Here is a 19339-nt window from a genome sequence, read left to right on the forward strand (position 1 = left end):
TGCCTGTCATTTTAGTTACCAAAATCGAAAAGTGTTGCCGTAAAAACACCGGTCTCTCTTTTTTTGAAAATAACATCCCAGTTACCTGTATAGCGTAATAACCGGGGAACAAGATAACTGCCGCTCCTTGTCATCTCCACCTGCATCTGCACATCAAAATCGTATACGCCTGCTTTATAGCTCATGGCATAGTTCCTGGCCAATACTTCAAATGTTTTTACACTAAACCAGGTGGTCATTTCATCAATTACTACCCGGTCTTTTTTTGCACCCTTCAATTCATCTTTGGCTTTTATAACAAACAGGTAGCAAAGCTCGCCAAGATGTTCCTGCAGGTCCAGATGATAATCATACAACGGCGCCATATCTTCTTCAAAAATGGCCGTTTTGCTGCCTATAAACGGCAATCCGGGTATGGCTTTACCCGGATTAAAAAAAAGCATTTTTAATTGTTCCTTATGTTTCGCCATTCCCGATTTATCCTTCAGGTTGCGTTCCGCTCCTTTTACCATATTGGTTTCACCGCAAATGGTATCAGGAGCAAAAAAAAGACTGGCATATAATTCAGGCGTGTAATAATTGTACCGCCGGTTTCTGTCATACATGTTGCCCGTAACTTCTTCCTGTAAAACATTGGTATGCCGGCAGCCCTTATCCGCCCACTGCGCGGTTTTGCTGTATAAAGTAGCTTTTACCCTTCCCTTTTTATCAAACATGCGGATGTCATTCAGCGAAGTGAAATGCAGTATACGCAGGTTACGGAAAGCTTTGTAAAAAGTAGTATCGTTTTTTACTTTTTCAATAAAGGAAGGTATGTCTGTATTATTCCGGATGATGATCTCTGACAGTGTAATCACTTTTTGATCCACCATCACAGTATCGTTCTGCTGGGCAGAGAGCAATGCGGGAGATGAAAAAAACAATAGCAGGAACTTCGTTATATGCTGGTATTTACTTTGCAAAAGACATCTTGTAATCAACATTTACTTTCCCTTTCGAAATATCGTCTAACTTACCTTTCATTAACCTGCGCTTAAAGGGTTTCAGGTAATCAATGAATAATTTTCCTTCTATATGATCGTATTCATGGAGGATAACCCTTGCCGTTATACCATTAAATGTTGCAGTGTGCGGCTCAAATTGTTCATCCATATACCCGATGGTCACTTTCTCATTGCGGTAAATATCTTCCCGTATTTTGGGAATGCTGAGGCAGCCTTCATTATAGGCCCACGCTTCACCATCAAGCGCTTTAATGTGGGCATTAATAAAAACCTGCCTGGTACCCGGCGCGTCAGAATATTTACTTCGTTCTGCATCATCCATGCCTGTAAACACCTGGGTACTGTCTATAACAAAAAGGCGGATATCGCGGTTAACCTGGGGGGCCGCAAGCCCCACCCCGCTGGATGCATACATGGTTTCCCACATATCCTTAATCAGCTTATCTAATTTGGGATAGTCTGGCGTTATATCCTTACACACTGCTCTCAGTACCGGGGCGCCATATGCTATAATGGGTAAAATCATTGGCTTTACTTATTGATTCGCTTATTTTATGGCTGCAAATTTAACTGAAATTCCGGAAAATAACGCCCCTGTTCACAGGGATGATCCAAACTTATTTAACAGAAAACTTATACACCGTTACCTGGTGATATTTTTCACCCGGCCGTAATATAGTGTTGGGAAATGCAGGCTGGTTGGGCGAATCGGGATAATGCTGGGTTTCGAGACATAATCCCCCATGCCTGTTATATTTTATATTGCCGGGCGTATGTTGCAGGCTGCCATCTAAATAATTACCCGTATACAATTGCACTCCCGGCTGTGTGGTGGCGGTTTCCATAAGCCGGCCACTGGCTGCATGATACAAGGTGCTGATTGTTTGCATCCTGCCCGCATTATTACCCAGCACAAAGTTGTGGTCGTAGCCATTTCCTGTTGCACCTATATCCTTTCCAATTTTTTTGGGAGAAGTGAAATCGTAAGGCGTGTTTTTTACCGGAACCAAATCGCCCGTAGGGATTACCTTTTCGTTAGTAGTGGTATAATAACCTGACCGCAGCATGAGCTCATGATCCAGCACGGTAGCATCACTGCCGGCCGATAAATTAAAATACACATGATTGGTTAGATTAACCGGCGTAGCCGCATCCGTTACTCCTGTGTAGTCGATAACCAGTTCATTTTCTTCGGTTAAAGTATATACGACCGTAACGTTAAGATTGCCGGGATAACCTTCCTCACCATCAGGGCTTTTACAGGTGAGCTGAAGCGATGCGCTTTCCGGCGTAAAGGCGGCATCCCACACTTTTTTATCAAATCCTTTTATGCCCCCGTGCAGGGTGTTGCCATTGTCGTTCGGCGCCAGTTGGTATACTTTTCCGTTTAGCGAAAAACGGGCGTTGGCAATGCGGTTGGCATACCGGCCAACTAAGCAGCCAAAAAAAGGGTTGCTTTTTTGCAGATAGCCTTCAAGCGAATCGAAGCACAGTATAACATTGCCTTTTTTGCCTGCTTTATCCGGTGTAATAATATCGGTTATGGTGCCGCCGTAGTTCAATATTTTTACGGTCACTCCCTTCTTATTAGTAAGCGTATACTGCAGCACCTCTTTCCCTTCAAGCACTCCCCATTTTTTTACCTGTTCGTTTATCATCGTACATCCATTTAAAAAAATAAGGCATGAAGTTATGGCCTAAGTTTGAAATAAATATTGAATTTGTTCTTATCGCCAAAAACACTAATCTTTATCCGCCCAAAATGTAAACTGTACCCTATTGATGTATAGTATCCATTCCATAAAGCCAGATCATACCCAAACATTTAAACGATTTGATTTGTTATGAACAATTACCTCTCAGCCAAAGACTATCTTGTTTTTATTATTTACTTTCTTATCGTTGCTATTTATGGTTACTGGATATACCAGCGCAAGAAAAAGAAAAGTACCGATACCAAAGATTTTTTCCTTGCAGAAGGCTCGCTTACCTGGTGGGCCATAGGCGCATCGCTTATTGCGTCTAATATTTCAGCAGAACAGTTTATTGGCATGAGCGGAAGCGGCTTTACACTCGGGCTGGCCATTTCAACCTACGAATGGATGGCAGCGGCTACACTTATTGTGGTAGCCATTTTTTTTATACCGGTATATCTGAAGAATAAGATATACACCATGCCCCAGTTTCTTAATCAGCGCTATAATGGTACGGTAGCCATGATCATGGCGGTATTCTGGTTGTTGTTGTATGTAGTTGTTAACCTCACGTCTATATTGTTTCTTGGCGCATTGGCCATAAGCAGTATCTCTGGCATTAGTCTTACCGTATGTATGCTTTTCCTGGCCCTGTTTGCCATTATTATTACGTTGGGTGGTATGAAAGTGATTGGATATACAGATGTGGTGCAGGTTTTCTTTTTAATATTAGGCGGACTTGTAACTACCTACCTTGCCTTAGACCTTGTGGCCACCCATTTTGGATTAAACGGCGTTATAGCCGGGTTTCACAAACTCACCGAAAACGCTGACGACCACTTTCACATGATTTTTGAAAAAGACAATCCCAATTACATTAGTTTACCGGGCTTATCGGTATTGATTGGTGGTATGTGGATTGTTAACCTCAACTATTGGGGCTGCAATCAGTATATTACACAACGCGCCCTGGGCGCCGATTTAAAAACAGCGAGAAATGGGCTGTTATTCGCTGCCTTCTTAAAGTTATTGATGCCGGTAATTGTTGTACTACCTGGCATAGCCGCTTATGTATTGTATCAAAACGGGTATTTTCATGAGGAGATGATGGTGAACGGAGAAATGATGGCGGACAAGGCTTACCCCGTATTGCTGAACTTATTACCCTCCGGGTTAAAGGGACTTGCTTTTGCCGCATTAACCGCTGCCGTGGTGGCATCGCTGGCCGGTAAAGCCAATAGTATATCAACTATTTTCACACTCGATATTTATAGAAAGAAAATTAATCCCCGGGCCACCGAAAAAAAACTGGTATGGACCGGGCGTTTAGTAGTCATTATTTCCATGCTGCTGGCAGTGCTTATCGCCCCGTTTTTAGGCATTGATAAAAAAGGGGGATTTGAATACATACAGGAATACACCGGTTTCGTTTCTCCGGGTATCTTCGCCATGTTTATTCTGGGATTTTTCTGGAAGAAAACCACTTCCAATGCAGCGCTCTTTGCTACTGTAGGAGGATTTGCATTGTCTATTCTCTTCAAAATTATGCCGGGCCTGGTTAACCTTGAATGGCTTGCTTCAACTGGTTTTGCAAAACAGGTATTACAAAAAGATGGCAGCATGCTGTACGAAATACCGTTTATAGACCGCATGTTTTTTGTATTCGTTATTTCGGTGGTTGGTATGTTTATTATAAGTATGTACGAAAATAGCCGCGGTGTTAAAACAAACGGACTGGAGATAGACGGAAAAATGTTTAAAACTTCTCCGGGTTTTGCGGCAGGCGCTTTAATAGTGGCGGGTGTGCTGATAGCCTTGTACACCTTGTTCTGGTAAAGAAATGTGAGTAGTCAGTAGTCAGTGACCAGTAGCTGAAGTATCTCAACTCCCAAACTACAAATCGCCGGGTTTGTTTATAAAAACATTCCGAACAGGGAAAGGGATATTGATGCCCTCTTCTCTGTATCGCTTTTGCAACTTTTTCATCAGCTCGTGTTTAATAATAAACTGGCTCCCAAATGTTTTTGCTTTAAGAAAAGCTTTGAGATCAATACTGCTTTCCCCGAACTGCTGAAAACGGATGAATGGTTCAAAATTCTGCACACAGTCTGCCGAAGTCCTTTGCATATCTTTGAGTACTTCAATCGTTATTTTTTCCACTTCTTCAAGATCACTGCTGTAATCTACTCCTACCGCAACATCAAACACCACCTCTTTACTGGGATAAAAATAGTTTGATAATATTACGCTGGCCAGTTTAGAGTTGGGTATGATGACTATATTATTAGCGCTTGTTTTAAGCGTAGTATACCGCCAGCTTATATCTTCCACAAAGCCATCCTGCCCTGATTCCAGTTTGATAAAGTCGCCGGGATTAATTTGCCGGGTGGATATGATTTGAATACCGGCAAAGAGGTTGGAGAGCGTATCCTGCAGGGCAAGTGCCACGGCCAAACCACCAACGCCCAAACCTGCCAGAATGGGCGTAATAGAAATGCCTAAAGACTGGAGTATAACAAGCGCACCAATGCAATACACAATTACTTTGATGATATTACCGATGATAGATGAAGAGGCAACAACAGTATCGCTGCCAGGCGCCTTTATTCTGGTCATGCCCGAAAGTACTCTTGCCACTATCCAGGTAATGGAAAATATATAAAAGATCAGCAGCGCATTCTCCAGCCAATGGTGGTATTTAACGTCCATTTCCACCCTTCGCCATCCCAGGAATATACCCAGGGCTATAAACCATGCCATCACCCACTTGCCAATACTTTCAATGATCAGGTCATCGGCCGTCCATTTTGTACGCATAACGGCCCTTTTAATAACAGGGGAGATGACTTTTTTTACAAAAAGGCCGGCGATTAATCCACCTGCCACAAACAAAGAAAAATATAGCATTTCATCAAAAGTCATCTTACTGCAGTTTTATTATTTACGGGCGCGTTGATTGTTCATTATTAGCCGCAAACTTACTGCTATTTTTTTTCTGGCAAAGGTCGGAAGACCTGGGATATTCAGTAAGCCGCTCAAAATCTTATTGTAACATGCATTACCACATTTCTGCCCGGGCGCGGAAGTTTCAAAATATCCAGGTGCTCATAATAGTTATTATCAAAAATATTAACAACGCCAATATTAAAATCCAGCACCGCCTGTTTTACAGGAAAGTACCTGCCGGCAGACAGGTTTACAATGCCATAGGCTTTACTGGGCAATTCGCCATACATTTCACTACTCACATGATGTTGCGCGGCAGCATGTACAGATGCTGCACTGAAGCGGTATGCTTTCCAGGTCACACTAACGGTATTTGCCGATTTAAAAGGAGCTATTAAAGGAAGTGCGTTATTATTAGCATCCCGGCCGCGGGTATATGTATTGCTGCTCTTTATATTTAAAAATGAAAAAGGCTGCATCACCACAGTGGCTTCCGCTCCGTATAATACAGCCCGTGAAATATTATTATACTGCTTCACTCCGTTAGCACCCATAGTCATTACACTATATCCTGCCAGCGGTTTGCCCGCAATATAATTGTTGAATGCATACGCGAAAGCCTGCGCATCTACCGTGAATGTTTTTTGCTGAAAACGGGCTCCTGTGCCAAAGTTCCACGAGGTTTCCTTATTGAGGCGGGGGTTTCCGATGTAGTCAAATCCATCGGTGCGGTTAAACAAATAGAAGCCGTACATTTCCTGCAAAGTGGCGCTGCGCATAGCTCTTGCCACGTTTGTATACAATAACCAATGATCAGTAACCCTGTACTGCCCGTTTATGTACGCGTTGTATAACATCTGATTACGGTTAAAATCACCGTCATGCATACCCGAAAGTGATTGTTTGCCGGCAGCGCTGTATAGCGATGAGCCTGCATAGTCCGTTCTCACTCCGGCTATGATCTCCGCTTTTGGTGTAAGCCCTATTCTGTCGGAAATATCCAATCCGATCACATCGCGCTGTGCATCCGGAATGGTAAGCATGAACATCGAAGCAGCGCCATCAGGATACATGGTCATTTCGGCATGCAGCCGGTTCCTGTAGCCGTTTAACCGCGTAGTAATATGGTGCCGGTTACCAAATGCCCATTGGGCTTCCGTATAAAAACCTGTGGTATGTGATGTACCCGGCATATCCATGTGCACAGGAACCTGGGCTTCCGGCCGTTTGGTGTCATCCATTGCATGATTTATGGTATTGTAATACCATTTGGTTTCCCAACTGTGTAAATGCTTACCATGCGGCTGATACAGGTACGATGCCGATGCTATTTTTGCTTTTGCAAAAGATACATCCATCAGCAGGGCCGGATAACCAATATCCCACCCTTCGTCCTGTATATAATCCACATTTATAAAATGATGGTCTGCCAACCTGTATATTGCCGAAAGCCCGCCATTCCATTTCGCATATTGTGAAAAAGGCATCTCTTTTCCGCCACCGGTATTATAATTACCCGCCTTGCGAAAGATGCCGTTACCGCGAATGGCAAAACGTTTACTGCTGTATTCCAGTGCGGCAAGAGTTTGCAACGCGTTCGCATTGGTTTCATACCCCACTCCAGCCAGCCCGCTAAGCCGTGTTTCATCATTCAGCCTGGGTTGCTTTAGTTTAAAATTAAAACCGCCTCCAATGGTACTTCCATAGGACTGGTTGCCGGCGCCATAACTAACCGTTACACTTTGCAGGTTATTGGGTTCTATATACGAACTGGCAGGATCCATTCTGTCTGTGCAGGCGCCAAAAACAGCCATGCCCGATATGGTAACATTTACCTGCCCCGCATTCAGTCCGCGGATGGTGGGTTCCCATGCATAATTTCCCCGTCTTATCATATTAACGCCGGCGATACTTTCCAGTAACTGGTTGGTTGATACCTGGAGGTTGACACTATGTTTTTTTTCTTTGCTGTTAAGCAACCTGGTATCATGCTGCACAACCACCTCCTGCAGGGTAATGGTTGTATTAAATGAAGAGTCCTCCTGTGCCGGAACAGTTAAAGCAGCATGTACTATGAAAATAAGTATGGTAATATTTTTAAAGATCATAACCGTTGTTTTAGTATGCGAAAAATGGTAACCGCGTTTTCCCAAGATCCGTTAAAACAAAATATCCACGTATGCGTCTTCCACTATCACCATATCATTCTTTTTCAGCTTAAAATGTAAGCGCCAGTCGCCTGTCATCGTATAATTCACCTTTCCTTTATAATGTCCGCTACCTGCTGAAATGGGATTGCTATTATTAGGAGAGCCATGTCCCATAGAAGGCATTTCAGTGATAAGCTCAATGGTAAAGCCATCATCGGCAGGAAAATCCATTGAGGAAGCCTTTCGGTTGATTAAAATATCCAGATCGTTCAGTCCTACCTGCCATTTAAGCGGTGGAACAAGCGCCAGCACATACTTGTTTTCATCTGTACCCACAAAAGTGCCCGATTGTTTTTGAGGCGGCGTACTGATTGTAAGGGGAAAAGAAACCGTGGCGTCATTTGCTGTTACATTCAATTGCCAGGTTCCTGTTTCCGAAGTGGGCATCGTAAATACAATGGCGCCTTCATACAATTTTAGTTCATTATTGTAGGCGGGTTGCTCTGCAGGGCTGCTATGCTTCATTGAACCCATATCCATTATGGAAGTATAGGTTACCGTTGTGTTTTTGATTTCATTACCCTGGTTGTTTTTAAGCGAAACATATAATTTGTTATATCCTGCCGGCAATACCGCATTATCCGACCACAAAGTAATGGTAGTATTACTATTGGTAGCTTCGGCAAGCCGGGTTTTATTAATGATAGCATCGGCAGGTTTTACCGCTTCTTTTTTGCACGCCGTAAAAACCATTGCGCATAGTATGGCGCATGAAAATATTCTGTTCATTTTTTAAATTTAAACATGAGGGAAATACTTTACAGCTTATGATATGCTGTAAGGAATGGCTACATCTGGTTCAGCTGAATGGCGGGGGGATGAAAAACCGGGAGCGATACATCTTTTGTACGGGTATCCTGGAAAACGGGGAAACGGCTTACAAATACAGATAGCAATACAGCCGGAGCGGAGGTGAACCAGGATTTTGAAAAAAGAAACACCGGACTTTTATAATTGTTTTCCCCGGCAGGGCTTTGCTGCTCTCTTTCTTCCTGTTGTTTCAGCTCTTTTGCCATCTGGCATTTACCATTGCAGTGCAGCTCAGTTCTGGCTTTATTAATGCAGTTTTTTGCATAAGCCGCTGTGTTCACATAATAATCAAAAACAATAAAGGGACTGCTTAATACCTGCGCCATAAATGACAACAGTAAAACAGCAGCACTGCATTGTTTTAACATTATGTTTTTAATTTGGTCAAAAGTACTCCAAACTAAAAATCAAAAAGTGATTAAAGTCATGCCGCTATGTAATCCTTATCAAATGCAGGAGCATTTAAACCGGCAATGCCTAAACAAAAAAGTGAGATGTAAAATCTCACTTTTTATCAATAGTGTATGGATTAAAAAATATATTATCGGGTATTTCCCCTGTGCTATGGTTGTTTTAGCAGCAGGTTTACCCTATGGTGTTATCAGAACCGCAACGGCTTTTGTTATTGTTATGCTTTTTTTCTGCCTGCCAGTAAAACAACCACACCCGCTGCAACAGCTATACCTCCGGCATACATGGGCCAGCTTACGTTTTTCTTTTCTTTGGCATTCAGTTGTATGGGGCCGGCGTCAATTATGTTTTTTTCTTTGGTAAAACTAAAGCCACGAAAGATCAGCATCAATATTCCGGCAACGATTAAAATAAGTCCAAGGGTTTTCATCTATTATTTGTTTAGTATGTTCACCATATTTCAAATAACCTGCCAAATGATCTCAGATCATGCTAAAGGCATGGTTGTAGAAAAGATTCCCCCGTATATTAATCTTTGGGGAGAAGCTTTCCTGCTCTGTACGCTTTACCAGGCGCTCGCTTCATTTAATACTTTCCGGTCTGCTTCACTTAACTGCAGTGTGGCTGCAGCTATGAGTGCATGGAGTTGTTCCATGCCGGTAGCGCTGGCAATAGGTGCGGCAATGGTGGGTTGCTGTAGTAACCAGGCTATAGCCACACTTGCCGGCACTGTTTGATGAAGAGCCGATATGCTGTCTAATGCTGCCAGTATTTTAAACCCGCGCTCATTCAAGTATTTCTTAATCCCTCCTCCCCTGCTGCTTTTGCCCAGGTCGGCTTCGGAGCGGTATTTGCCTGAAAGAAAACCCGAAGCCAGTGAATAATAATTAATCACGCTGAGATTGTGCGCTATGCAAATGGGCTGATAGTGCTTTTCAAATTTTTCACGATCGTATAAATTATATTCGGGCTGCAATGTTTGGTAAGCGGGGTAATGGTGTTCTTTACTTGCCGAAAGAGAAGCTGTTAAACGTTCGGGTGACAGGTTGGAAGCGCCGATCCATCTCACTTTTCCCTGTTTTACTAACTGGTCATAAGCTTCCAGCGTTTCTTCCACGGGTGTGTTTTCATTATCCCAGTGCGTTTGGTAAAGATCAATATAATCGGTTTGCAGGCGTGTCAGCGAATCCTCTACAGCTTTCAGGATATAATTTTTTGAAACATCCTTATGTCCCTGTCCCATATCTGAACCCACTTTCGTTGATATGATGATCTTTTCACGATTGCCATTTTGCCTCATCCATTTTCCAATAATCGTTTCGCTCTCTCCTCCTTTATTGCCCGGTGCCCAGCGGCTGTAGCTGTCTGCTGTATCCACGCCATTAAATCCTGCGGCTGAAAAAGCGTCTAACAACGCGAAAGATTTTTTTTCATCAATGGTCCATCCAAATACATTACCGCCAAAAATAAGGGGCGCGATCTTTAAATCCGTATTACCTAACTGCCTGTACGTTATCATAGTATTGTTCTTTTAAAATGAAACTATTGCAAAGTTACTATAATAAGGTACCAGAGGGCAGTGGTAAAAAAAGAAACGAATATACTGATGCCTACTACCAGACTGGAGAGTTTGGGATTAAGATTATATTCACTCGCTACAATTCCGGCGGTAAGGAAGGAAGGCATGGCCGCTTCAAAAATGCTGATCTGCGGAATAATTCCCCGCATTTCAAATAAACAGGCAATACCGTATATAATAAAAGGCGCCAGCACCAGCTTATACAGGAGGGAAACAGACAGATGCTTTACCTGGTGGCGCCAGCCGTCAAATTTCATTTGCAGCCCTATAGAAAATAACGCCAGCGGCGCTACCGTTGCAGCCAGCTTATCAAATAAAGGGTCAAGCGGAGAAAGATTAACGAACAAAGGAAGTATTAAAGCCGCCACACATGCTATAAAGGGGGGAAATGAAATTACTTTCCTGGCTACCATAGCCGCCGATAGCGTATGTTTTTCCGAAGCGTTCATTGCTACCACAATACCCGCGGTGGCAAGCAGCATAAAACTAACCTGGTCGCAAATAACGGCAATGCCCAGGGCATCATCACTAAAGTAAGCCGCCACCAGCGGAAAACCTACAAAAGAAGTATTGCTTAATCCGGTTACCAGTTTCAAACCGCTTTCTGTTTGCTTGTCCAGCCCCGCTTTGGATGCATATACTTTTATATACAGCCATCCGCACAGCCATACCACAACGGGCATCATAGCCGGCAGTATCATGGCTTTGGTCCACTGTAAATGGGGAAGGTATTTAAAAGATACGGCAGGCAATGCCAGGTTAATGATCAGCGCGTTCACCCCTTTATGCGCATCGCCGGGAAGTTTTGTATACCTGCGCAGTATTAAACCCACGAGTATACAAATACCTATCAATAAAAAATTTGACATGCCACATCGCAATTAATAGCAGGAACCGGGTACCCTATCCCTGAACGTAAAGAAGCCTTACTCCTTCATTTTGCCTGATTTTTTCAGGTAGCGTACCAAAAGATAAAGCAATAGCAGCACCGGCAAAATAGCAGCAAGAAGCGTATTGCGGCATTCCGGATTATTTCCCGTAAGCGCGGGATATTTCAGTAACAGGATAAGCGTTATACCCGACAGCCATACATACTGGGTATTGTATTCCTTCAATATCCAGCGGCGCCAGTTGAATTTCATGCTGCCGAATGTTTTACCCATACCGCTTATACGCGGTATCCACCGGTTTACGCTTTTACAATAAGCATCGAACCCCGTACCGAACTTACCACGTAAAAAATTTTCTTCTGCCAGCACAATAGACTGGTAGATAAATAAAAATACAGGAATGACTACCGCTATATACAATAAGGAGTTGGCTAAAATGCCCACACCCAGTAACATTAAAATATTACCCACATACAAAGGATTACGGCAATGATTAAAAATACCATCCGTAACGAGTCCTTCCGCATAAGGCTTTCCCTGGCTGCCGCCGCGTACAATATAGGCCAGTCCTATTGTTGCTCCCCTGATTAATTGTCCGGAAACCGTGATAAGTAAACCCAGGCAGATGGGCCAGCAATAATAGCACCCCCCAAATATTTCTTCAGAAAACAAAGGCCGTGAAGGGATAAAAAGCGCCGCGTAAAAAAGAATAAAAATCCAGTTGCGGTACCTGAAAAAGAAATTGCCGATTGCTATCATATATGTTTAAAAATTGAAACCCGGTAAAAGTGAAAGTGGTAAGGATACTTTATTTTTTGATGGCGATAATGCCTGTAAAATTGTACCATTTAAAAAACAATTCGCAATGGGCAAACCCAGCATCCTTAAGCATTCCTGTGTTTTCACTAAGTTTATAGGGTATAAGCACATTTTCGAGCGCTTCCCTTTTCTGGGATATTTCCAGCTCGCTGTAGCTGTTGCGCCGTTTATAATTATAATAATAAGTAATAAAATCGCGGTTAAAGTGGCTGTCTTCCGCGAGTATCTTTTCCACCAGTATTAACGCACCCCCGGGGTTCATGCCATCAAAAATTCTTTGGAGCAACCGCGCCCTGTGCATGGGACGCACAAACTGCATGGTCAGGCAAAGCACTATTACATCGGCATTGGTTATTTCAACGTTGCTGCTGATATCGGCACAAACCAGTTCATATTTCCTCGTAAAACCGGCCTCCTGTAATTTGCTTTCGCACTTTTTGAGCATTTCAGACGAATCGTCAATACCCACAAATTTTATATCATTACTAACCATGGTATTCATACCAATCATGGTAGTTCCTGTAGAACAGCCCAAATCGTATACCAGCCCCCCCGTTTTGGCATGGTCGGCTGCCAGCTCGGCAATCATACGCTGCATTTCACCATAGTAAGGTACCGAACGGTTTACCATGTCATCAAACACATTAGCAACCCCTGCGCCAAATTTAAAATCGGCAGGCTTTTTTATTTCATCTTTAAAAAACTGGTCTTCCGGCATAGAATAATCAATAAGTATCTGGTTAAATGAACAGGAGAACGCGTGATGCCCACCCGGTAAAAAATATCAACAAATATACTATGCTGCATCGCTCCTTATTGCGATAGGCGAAGATTTCTGAAAAATAATTTAGCACTCCTTTAAAGCAGCATATTTAAACAGCATGTTTTTACCTGCATCCAGGTAAAAGAAAAGCACATACCCAAAATATAGAAGCCACTATTGAAGCACAGGATTTATTTTATAAACCGCAACACCTACCTTTGTATTTGCTGTAAACTATGCTATCGCGTTATTTTGTCTTTGGCAAAATGATGAGGAAAGTCCGGACAGCACAGGGCAACACACCGGTTAACAGCCGGGTGCCGCTTCGGCGGCAACAGACAGTGCCACAGAAAATAACCGCCCGGTAACAACCGGGTAAGGGTGAAAATGTGAGGTAAAAGCTCACAATTATATATGGCAACATATATAATGGGTAAACCTTGTGTGCTGAAATGCTATGTATATCCCGATCTTTTGCCGGCCCGGCAAAATTTCCTTTACAGAAATATCGGGAAGGGTAAGCAGATAGATCTGTTCAGTAATGACCAGGCCAGATAAATGATAGCACCCGACAGAATCCGGCTTACCGGCTTACAGTAATGTAATTAGGATAGTTCTTAACCGGGCTATCCTTTTTATACAAAAAAACCGGTAACACTACCGGTTTTTTCTGATCAAAACTATAACCACACACTAATTATCCAAAAAAGTATACTTATTTCGATACCGTTAACTTAACGGGCAATATATAATTTTGCATTACTTCCTGATCGGCCTTTTGTGCCGCTGTTGCTGATGGCACACTGATTACAGGATGATTGGCATTTTCAAAAGCCGCTATTACTGCTGCATCTGCTTTCACCATCTGCTCAACAGTTGGCTTTGCTATTGTAACAGGCAGGTTTGCTGCTATAAAATTACCGGCTACTTCTTCATCTGCCCTGGCAGCAGCATTCGCTGTAAAAGCAACTACATGCACAATATCATCTACAAAATTGCTGCTCATCTCTTTATCGGCTTCAGCAGCTACAATATTTGAAGGATAAATAGCGCCAAGCATAAAATTAAAATACATTTCTTTATCAGCTTTAGCGCTGGCATTTACCCTGTTCATATTCCATATCCTTCTTTCTTTTACGTCAGATATAAATGCAACGATGGTTTCGTTATCGGCTTTGTACATGGCTTTTTTGCCGGGCGTACTGATAAAATAAGCGGTGTTAACGCCATCTCCCGGAGATGCCACTGTTGTTACGCAACATGTTTCATTGTTGGGTGCTGCCATGTGCTTTACTTTTGCCGCGCTTTGATTGGTATCCCTGCCATTTACAAAGGAGTCGTCCTGAACAAAAGACATGGCACTCAATCCCATTATTGTTACCAGCAACATAGAGGCAGACTTGCTGAAAACATTTTTGAACGTTTGGCTCTTTTCTTTTGGCCTGTTTCCTGCCTTCCGGTCCGTTTCACTCTTCCTTTTCATAACTATTGTTGTTTAATTGTTTGTTTGTTAATCATGTTTACCATACAAAGATATATCCTTAAGCAGCTACTATGCAATGCATAATACCATGTATGGTTCTAAACGATGATGAATGGTCATTTTTGTTTTTAATCCTCAAAAAATAATGGCAATACCGTTAGTGACGTGATTTGAACCTGTGGGAAAGTTTTAAGTTTAAGTCCGAAGAAAACTTTTAAAAAGACGGAGAGACTATTTTTATAGTCATCTGCAAGCAAGAGTTAATATCAGGTTCCTGTTTGAGCCGCAAAGCTACAGCTTTTTTGCGGGTTTACAAATTCATTTACTATCGTTTTTATAAATAATCTCTAAAAAGCGGCATATGATAACCGTAAATAAGCTTTATTTTAACATAATTAGTCGCTTTTGCTGAAAAATATTCAAAGAACTGGTTTTTTCATATAGACAGCATTAAAACGCAAACCTTTCCTGTTTGTTACATTTTTGGGCAGGAATGAATGTTAAATAATTATGAACAACTAATGGAAACCAGGGTGAAAGCGCTGGAGGGTATCGCGCAGATAATCGTTGTTGAGATGGGTATAAATCTCTGTAGTGGTAATGCTTTCATGGCCCAGCATTTCCTGCACTGCCCTTAAATCGGCTCCCCCTTCAACAAGATGGGTGGCAAAAGAGTGGCGGAAAGTATGAGGGGAAATATTTTTAATGATGCCGGCTTTTTGAGCCAGTTCCTTAATAATAAGAAAGATCATAACTCTGGTCATCCGCCTGCCCCTCCTGTTCAGGAACAACATGTCCTCCTCCCCTTTTTTAATAGCAAGATGCACCCGTATGTTTTCGCGGTATATATTAATATGTTTAACCGCTTCGCTGCCTATGGGCACCAATCGTTCCTTATCTCCCTTACCGGTTACCTTTATAAAACCAGCATCCCAATACAGGTTCGATAATTTAAGTTGTACTACTTCGCTCACCCGGAGTCCGCAGCTATACATAATTTCTATCAATGCTTTGTTTCTAACGCCTTCGGGTTTACTCAGGTCAATTTGTGCAATAATTGTTTCAATCTCCTCAAAACTCAGGGTATCGGGTAATGCCCGTTTTAATTTGGGCGATGATAATAATAAGGTAGGGTCCTTTACGGTTATTTTTTCTAAAAGACAGTATTTATAAAAAGCCTTAAGCCCCGAAATGATCCTTGCCTGCGAAGCGGCAGTCATATTCAGCCCGGCGATCCACTTTACAAATTGCTGCAGATCTTTTAATTCAATCTCCGCCGGTGTTTTAAGGGTACGATGCAACTGCAGGTATTGCGTTAGCTTTTCAATATCCCTCAGGTAAGCTTCTATAGAGTTTACGCTAAGCGATTTTTCTAACAGCAGGTAACTCCTGAAACCCTTTTTTATATCATCCCACATACATAACGCGTTTCAATAAGCCTGTAACAATATAGCCGTAAAAGTTAAACACAAATATCAGGTAAAATCACGTACGCCATTGCCAAACAGATATACACATTTTAATTGGCCCGGAAAATTGAATTGAATTAACGCTTACTTTCGGTCTTTAATATTGAACAGATTATGCAGGCAATTAACCTGAGGTCATTTAAACAAAAAGTGAGGTACCATAAAAAAAAATTAAGCGCATTTTTAACCAGGCTTGAAAAAAAACCTCCCCGTAAGTTAGACGCTCTTACCCTGCAGGTTGATAAAGCTGTGTGGAGAGAAACGGACTGCCTGAGCTGCGCTAACTGTTGTAAAACAATGAGTCCTACCTATACACCAAAGGATATTAAACGAATTTCAACGCACCTTGGAATGACAGGCAGGGCTTTCAAAGAAAAGTGGCTGTATTATGATAAGAAGGACGGCGACTGGATGAATAAGCGGCAACCCTGCCAGTTTCTTGATCTCACCACTAATATGTGCAGCATTTACGCTGTGCGCCCTGCCGATTGCTCCGGCTTTCCGCACCTTACCAAAAAAAAGATGGTAGACTATATGCATGTACACAAACAAAATATAGCCTACTGCCCTGCAACCTACAAAATGGTTGAAAAAATGAAATTACTGGTTACTACAGGTAAACATCTTCAATGAAAAAATATTCCGGGTCGCGGTTTTTAGAGAGATGGATGGACAGGATATCGTATTGTATTCTTTTCCACTGCGGATATTGGAAAAGAAATGCTTCCGCGCCATTCATGAGGTGCTCCAGCTTTTTCTTTGTAACACTTTCTTCGGGATAACCGTATGTTAAGGAACGGCGGGTTTTTACTTCAATAAAATGTAAAACCTCTCCTTTATGGGCAATGATATCAATTTCGTAATGCGAATGGCGCCAGTTGGTATGCAGCATAACAAAATGATTCCGTATTAAATAAGCAAGCGCTAATGCTTCCCCATTCTTTCCGGTAATGTTATGGTTAGCCATTACGTAAGGAGCAAAGGTTTTATTGGGCCAGTTTTGGCTTCAGCATATATTGCCTGATAAGATAGTAGCCTCCAAAGAAGAGCCCTGCAAAAAATAATGTACCGGCTACAGAGTTTTTGTAAAATGGCAGTCCATCGGCAAAGGACATCATTAAGCCATCCCATGTTTTAGGACGCTGAAATCCACCGGTGCCGCTTAGCCATACCATAAAATTAGAGATTAAAAAATAAACTGTTGGCGCTGCAAAGGAAGCTGCGGCTATATTAATAACATTAATCTTTTTTATAAAGAAACCTATTACCGTTAATAATGCAAACAGCAGGTAATTGGTTAGTTGTCCTTCATAAAACCCCCACATGGGTGAAATCCCCGTATAATACAGCAGTTCAAACAATGCGTCAGACAGGAACATGGACAGTACGGGAAGTGCAAAAGCCATTTTTCTATCTTTGATAAGCGCTCCTCCAAATAGCGCCATGGCAATTTGCGGCGCAAACCCATAAGGACGTCCGGGTACAATGCGGTATAAGGCTGCAACCACGATCAGCGCTAAAAAAATATATAAAACGTTTTTGCTTATTTTCATAATTATAACTTTAACTGCGGCAAAAATAGTAATAATTGATGAAACCACTCGGGTACATTCTGCGAATAAAGCACACACCCATTTTTAATTGTATTGATTTTTCACGACCTTTAAAAAGATATATTTTGATTAATAACTTATAAAACACGTTTGTATGCCAATTGTAAAAGTAATTGAAGTAATAGCTTCTTCGGAAAAAAGTATTGACGATGCTATCCGTTCCGCTGTAACGGAAGCTTCTAAAACTGTTCGTAATATTGATTCGGTTTTTGTAAAAGACATCAAAGCACATGTAAAAGACGGCAAAGTGACTACGTTTGGGGTAATCTGCAAGATATCTTTCCGGCTGGATGATTAATGGTGGCTGCAGGAATCCAAATCTCCGCTTAATCTATAAAAGGATACCGGAGATTTGGATTATCCTGTATCTTTATTTCAGCTTATTCCTTCTCTCCATTACTTCGCGCCAGGTAGTAATGATAATACCTTTTTGCTGCAGGAATTTTTTAAATGCGGGATCCATCATGGCCAGCATATCGCCCTTGCGCCTTGTGCCTGAACCCGAAATATGTCCGAAAGTTTCAGAAGGACGGGTGCAATGCATGATTACCATAGTGAGTCCCGGCTTTAATGCGCCAATTGTTTCGCTGTATTTTTGAGTGTAAAATTGTTGTAACGCGGCATCCGATATTCCGGCGTTACCGGGTATATTCCAGTTGCCGCTGTTCATGTGCAGATCATCCAATACGGGCAAGCCGGCATCCCATATCATTTTGCCGGTAGCAGCAGTCTTTCGCAGCATTTCAGGTTCTTTCTGCCGGGTGTCCTTCGTCCATTTACCGGCTTTTTGCAGCGCTTCCTTTTCCCTGCCCATCATATCTTCCTTTAAGTAACTGTTGTGTCCGCCGGGAAACATTACCGGTATTTGTTTTTCAATGCCCAGCCTGATATATTTTTCCAAAAAAGTTTCGGAGGCAAATAAAGTACCCATATGAGAATCGAGATGCGTGGGTACGAATCCCATGGTCAGCGCCCGGTCTAATTGCGCCCTGATCTCTTTATCCACTTCACCGGCAGAAGCATGTTTCACCACGTCTTCCGCTTCCGGCCACATAGCACCTTCGGTATCTACCAGCCCCGGAACGGCCGGCTTACCCGATAGCGGCGGCCAACGGTAGTTATTCCATTCGGAAGTAAGGGTAAGATGCAATCCCCCATCGTGGCGGGGGTTAGACCTGATATACCGCACTATTTCCGGTACCCACGGGCAGGGCATCATTACACTAAAAGAAGATGCTGCACCTTTATCTAATGCATTTATTGCGCCTTCGTTGGAGTCGTGCGACATGCCCGCGTCATCAACATGCAAAATAATAACCCTGGCGCCTTTTGGCCAACCCAGCAATTCGGCATAAGTGGGCGTTTGCGCAGTTGCGCTCATGGAGATAGCCGCCAACAACAAAAAAGTAAAAAAGCGTTTCATATAAACCGTATTATTATCCTCCCGGGAGCGCATAATAAGGAAATGATACTCAACCCGGCAGTCCAAACCCGGAATCAGTAGGTGTTCATTGGCTTACACCAGACTTCTGCGCCCGCCTGTAATAATACTTTGCCTAACCGTACAGGAAAATGATTGCCGGGAAATGCCGGCGCTCTCATAAAAAAAATCAGATATGTTTGCCCTGGGCTTTGCACAATCTGCTTT

Annotated in this window: 20 protein-coding genes and 1 other RNA gene; 4 read left to right on the forward strand and 17 right to left on the reverse strand. The window is 42.5% G+C overall.

Annotation, left to right across the window (positions count from 1 at the left end):
• Nucleotides 1-11 precede the first annotated feature (11 nt).
• The 3 genes from VL121_RS06505 to VL121_RS06515 form a co-directional block, all read right to left on the reverse strand.
• Complete coding sequence (locus VL121_RS06505) at nt 12-962, reverse strand: hypothetical protein (protein WP_325403395.1); 951 nt, start codon at nt 960-962, stop codon at nt 12-14.
• On the reverse strand, nt 952-1530 hold the full coding sequence (gene def / locus VL121_RS06510; RefSeq protein WP_325403397.1) for a peptide deformylase: 579 nt from the start codon (nt 1528-1530) through the stop codon (nt 952-954). Before def ends, VL121_RS06505 begins: the two co-directional genes overlap by 11 nt.
• Nucleotides 1531-1621: 91 nt before the next feature.
• Complete coding sequence (locus tag VL121_RS06515) at nt 1622-2662, reverse strand: aldose epimerase family protein (RefSeq protein WP_325403399.1); 1041 nt, start codon at nt 2660-2662, stop codon at nt 1622-1624.
• Nucleotides 2663-2848: 186 nt separating this feature from the next.
• Here VL121_RS06515 and VL121_RS06520 point away from each other — a divergent pair, with 186 nt between their 5' ends.
• Entirely contained in the window at nt 2849-4534 is a 1686-nt protein-coding gene (locus VL121_RS06520; protein WP_325403401.1) for a sodium:solute symporter family transporter, read from the forward strand.
• A gap of 57 nt (nt 4535-4591) precedes the next feature.
• Here VL121_RS06520 and VL121_RS06525 read toward each other — a convergent pair whose 3' ends face one another.
• The 9 genes from VL121_RS06525 to cmoA all read right to left on the reverse strand — a co-directional run bounded on the left by VL121_RS06525 (nt 4592) and on the right by cmoA (nt 13081).
• Nucleotides 4592-5620 (reverse strand): mechanosensitive ion channel family protein, encoded by a 1029-nt coding sequence (locus tag VL121_RS06525; RefSeq protein ID WP_325403403.1) that lies wholly within the window; start codon nt 5618-5620, stop codon nt 4592-4594.
• 113 nt (nt 5621-5733) lie between these two features.
• Nucleotides 5734-7752: a TonB-dependent receptor gene (locus VL121_RS06530; protein ID WP_325403405.1), complete on the reverse strand. Its 2019-nt coding sequence runs from the start codon at nt 7750-7752 to the stop codon at nt 5734-5736.
• A 51-nt stretch (nt 7753-7803) separates the two neighbouring features.
• Nucleotides 7804-8583, reverse strand: coding sequence for a hypothetical protein (locus VL121_RS06535; protein WP_325403407.1), 780 nt, complete (start codon nt 8581-8583; stop codon nt 7804-7806).
• Nucleotides 8584-8642: 59 nt separating this feature from the next.
• The gene (locus tag VL121_RS06540) at nt 8643-9032 is read right to left on the reverse strand and encodes a hypothetical protein (RefSeq protein ID WP_325403409.1); all 390 of its coding nucleotides are present in this window, start codon (nt 9030-9032) and stop codon (nt 8643-8645) included.
• Between the two features lie 260 nt (nt 9033-9292).
• Complete coding sequence (locus VL121_RS06545) at nt 9293-9505, reverse strand: hypothetical protein (RefSeq protein ID WP_325403411.1); 213 nt, start codon at nt 9503-9505, stop codon at nt 9293-9295.
• Between the two features lie 135 nt (nt 9506-9640).
• Complete coding sequence (locus VL121_RS06550; RefSeq protein WP_325403413.1) at nt 9641-10594, reverse strand: aldo/keto reductase; 954 nt, start codon at nt 10592-10594, stop codon at nt 9641-9643.
• Between the two features lie 23 nt (nt 10595-10617).
• Nucleotides 10618-11523, reverse strand: a complete 906-nt coding sequence (locus VL121_RS06555) for an AEC family transporter (RefSeq protein WP_325403415.1) — start codon at nt 11521-11523, stop codon at nt 10618-10620.
• Between the two features lie 57 nt (nt 11524-11580).
• Nucleotides 11581-12303, reverse strand: a complete 723-nt coding sequence (locus VL121_RS06560; protein ID WP_325403417.1) for a methyltransferase family protein — start codon at nt 12301-12303, stop codon at nt 11581-11583.
• Between the two features lie 49 nt (nt 12304-12352).
• Entirely contained in the window at nt 12353-13081 is a 729-nt protein-coding gene (gene cmoA / locus VL121_RS06565; RefSeq protein WP_325403419.1) for a carboxy-S-adenosyl-L-methionine synthase CmoA, read from the reverse strand.
• Nucleotides 13082-13352: 271 nt separating this feature from the next.
• On the opposite strand from cmoA, the gene rnpB reads away from it, so the two are divergent.
• Nucleotides 13353-13728: RNase P RNA component class A (gene rnpB, locus VL121_RS06570), an RNA gene on the forward strand.
• Between the two features lie 113 nt (nt 13729-13841).
• Here the strand turns inward: rnpB and VL121_RS06575 are convergent.
• Nucleotides 13842-14609 (reverse strand): hypothetical protein, encoded by a 768-nt coding sequence (locus VL121_RS06575; protein WP_325403421.1) that lies wholly within the window; start codon nt 14607-14609, stop codon nt 13842-13844.
• A 518-nt stretch (nt 14610-15127) separates the two neighbouring features.
• Nucleotides 15128-16027 (reverse strand): site-specific tyrosine recombinase XerD, encoded by a 900-nt coding sequence (gene xerD / locus VL121_RS06580; RefSeq protein WP_325403423.1) that lies wholly within the window; start codon nt 16025-16027, stop codon nt 15128-15130.
• 165 nt (nt 16028-16192) lie between these two features.
• Here xerD and VL121_RS06585 point away from each other — a divergent pair, with 165 nt between their 5' ends.
• A complete protein-coding gene (locus tag VL121_RS06585; protein ID WP_325403425.1) occupies nt 16193-16711 on the forward strand; it encodes a YkgJ family cysteine cluster protein in 519 nt (172 codons plus the stop codon).
• On the opposite strand, the gene VL121_RS06590 is transcribed toward VL121_RS06585, so the two are convergent.
• The gene (locus VL121_RS06590) at nt 16689-17045 is read right to left on the reverse strand and encodes a YraN family protein (protein WP_325403427.1); all 357 of its coding nucleotides are present in this window, start codon (nt 17043-17045) and stop codon (nt 16689-16691) included. The genes VL121_RS06585 and VL121_RS06590 overlap by 23 nt on opposite strands.
• A 19-nt stretch (nt 17046-17064) precedes the next feature.
• Entirely contained in the window at nt 17065-17631 is a 567-nt protein-coding gene (locus VL121_RS06595; protein WP_325403429.1) for a DUF6580 family putative transport protein, read from the reverse strand.
• A 154-nt stretch (nt 17632-17785) separates the two neighbouring features.
• Here VL121_RS06595 and VL121_RS06600 point away from each other — a divergent pair, with 154 nt between their 5' ends.
• A complete protein-coding gene (locus VL121_RS06600; RefSeq protein WP_325403431.1) occupies nt 17786-17989 on the forward strand; it encodes a dodecin family protein in 204 nt (67 codons plus the stop codon).
• A gap of 72 nt (nt 17990-18061) precedes the next feature.
• On the opposite strand, the gene VL121_RS06605 is transcribed toward VL121_RS06600, so the two are convergent.
• Complete coding sequence (locus VL121_RS06605; protein WP_325403433.1) at nt 18062-19114, reverse strand: polysaccharide deacetylase family protein; 1053 nt, start codon at nt 19112-19114, stop codon at nt 18062-18064.
• Between the last annotated feature and the right edge of the window lie 225 nt (nt 19115-19339).

This window comes from Agriterribacter sp. (assembly GCF_035497235.1).
Lineage (GTDB): Bacteria > Bacteroidota > Bacteroidia > Chitinophagales > Chitinophagaceae > Agriterribacter.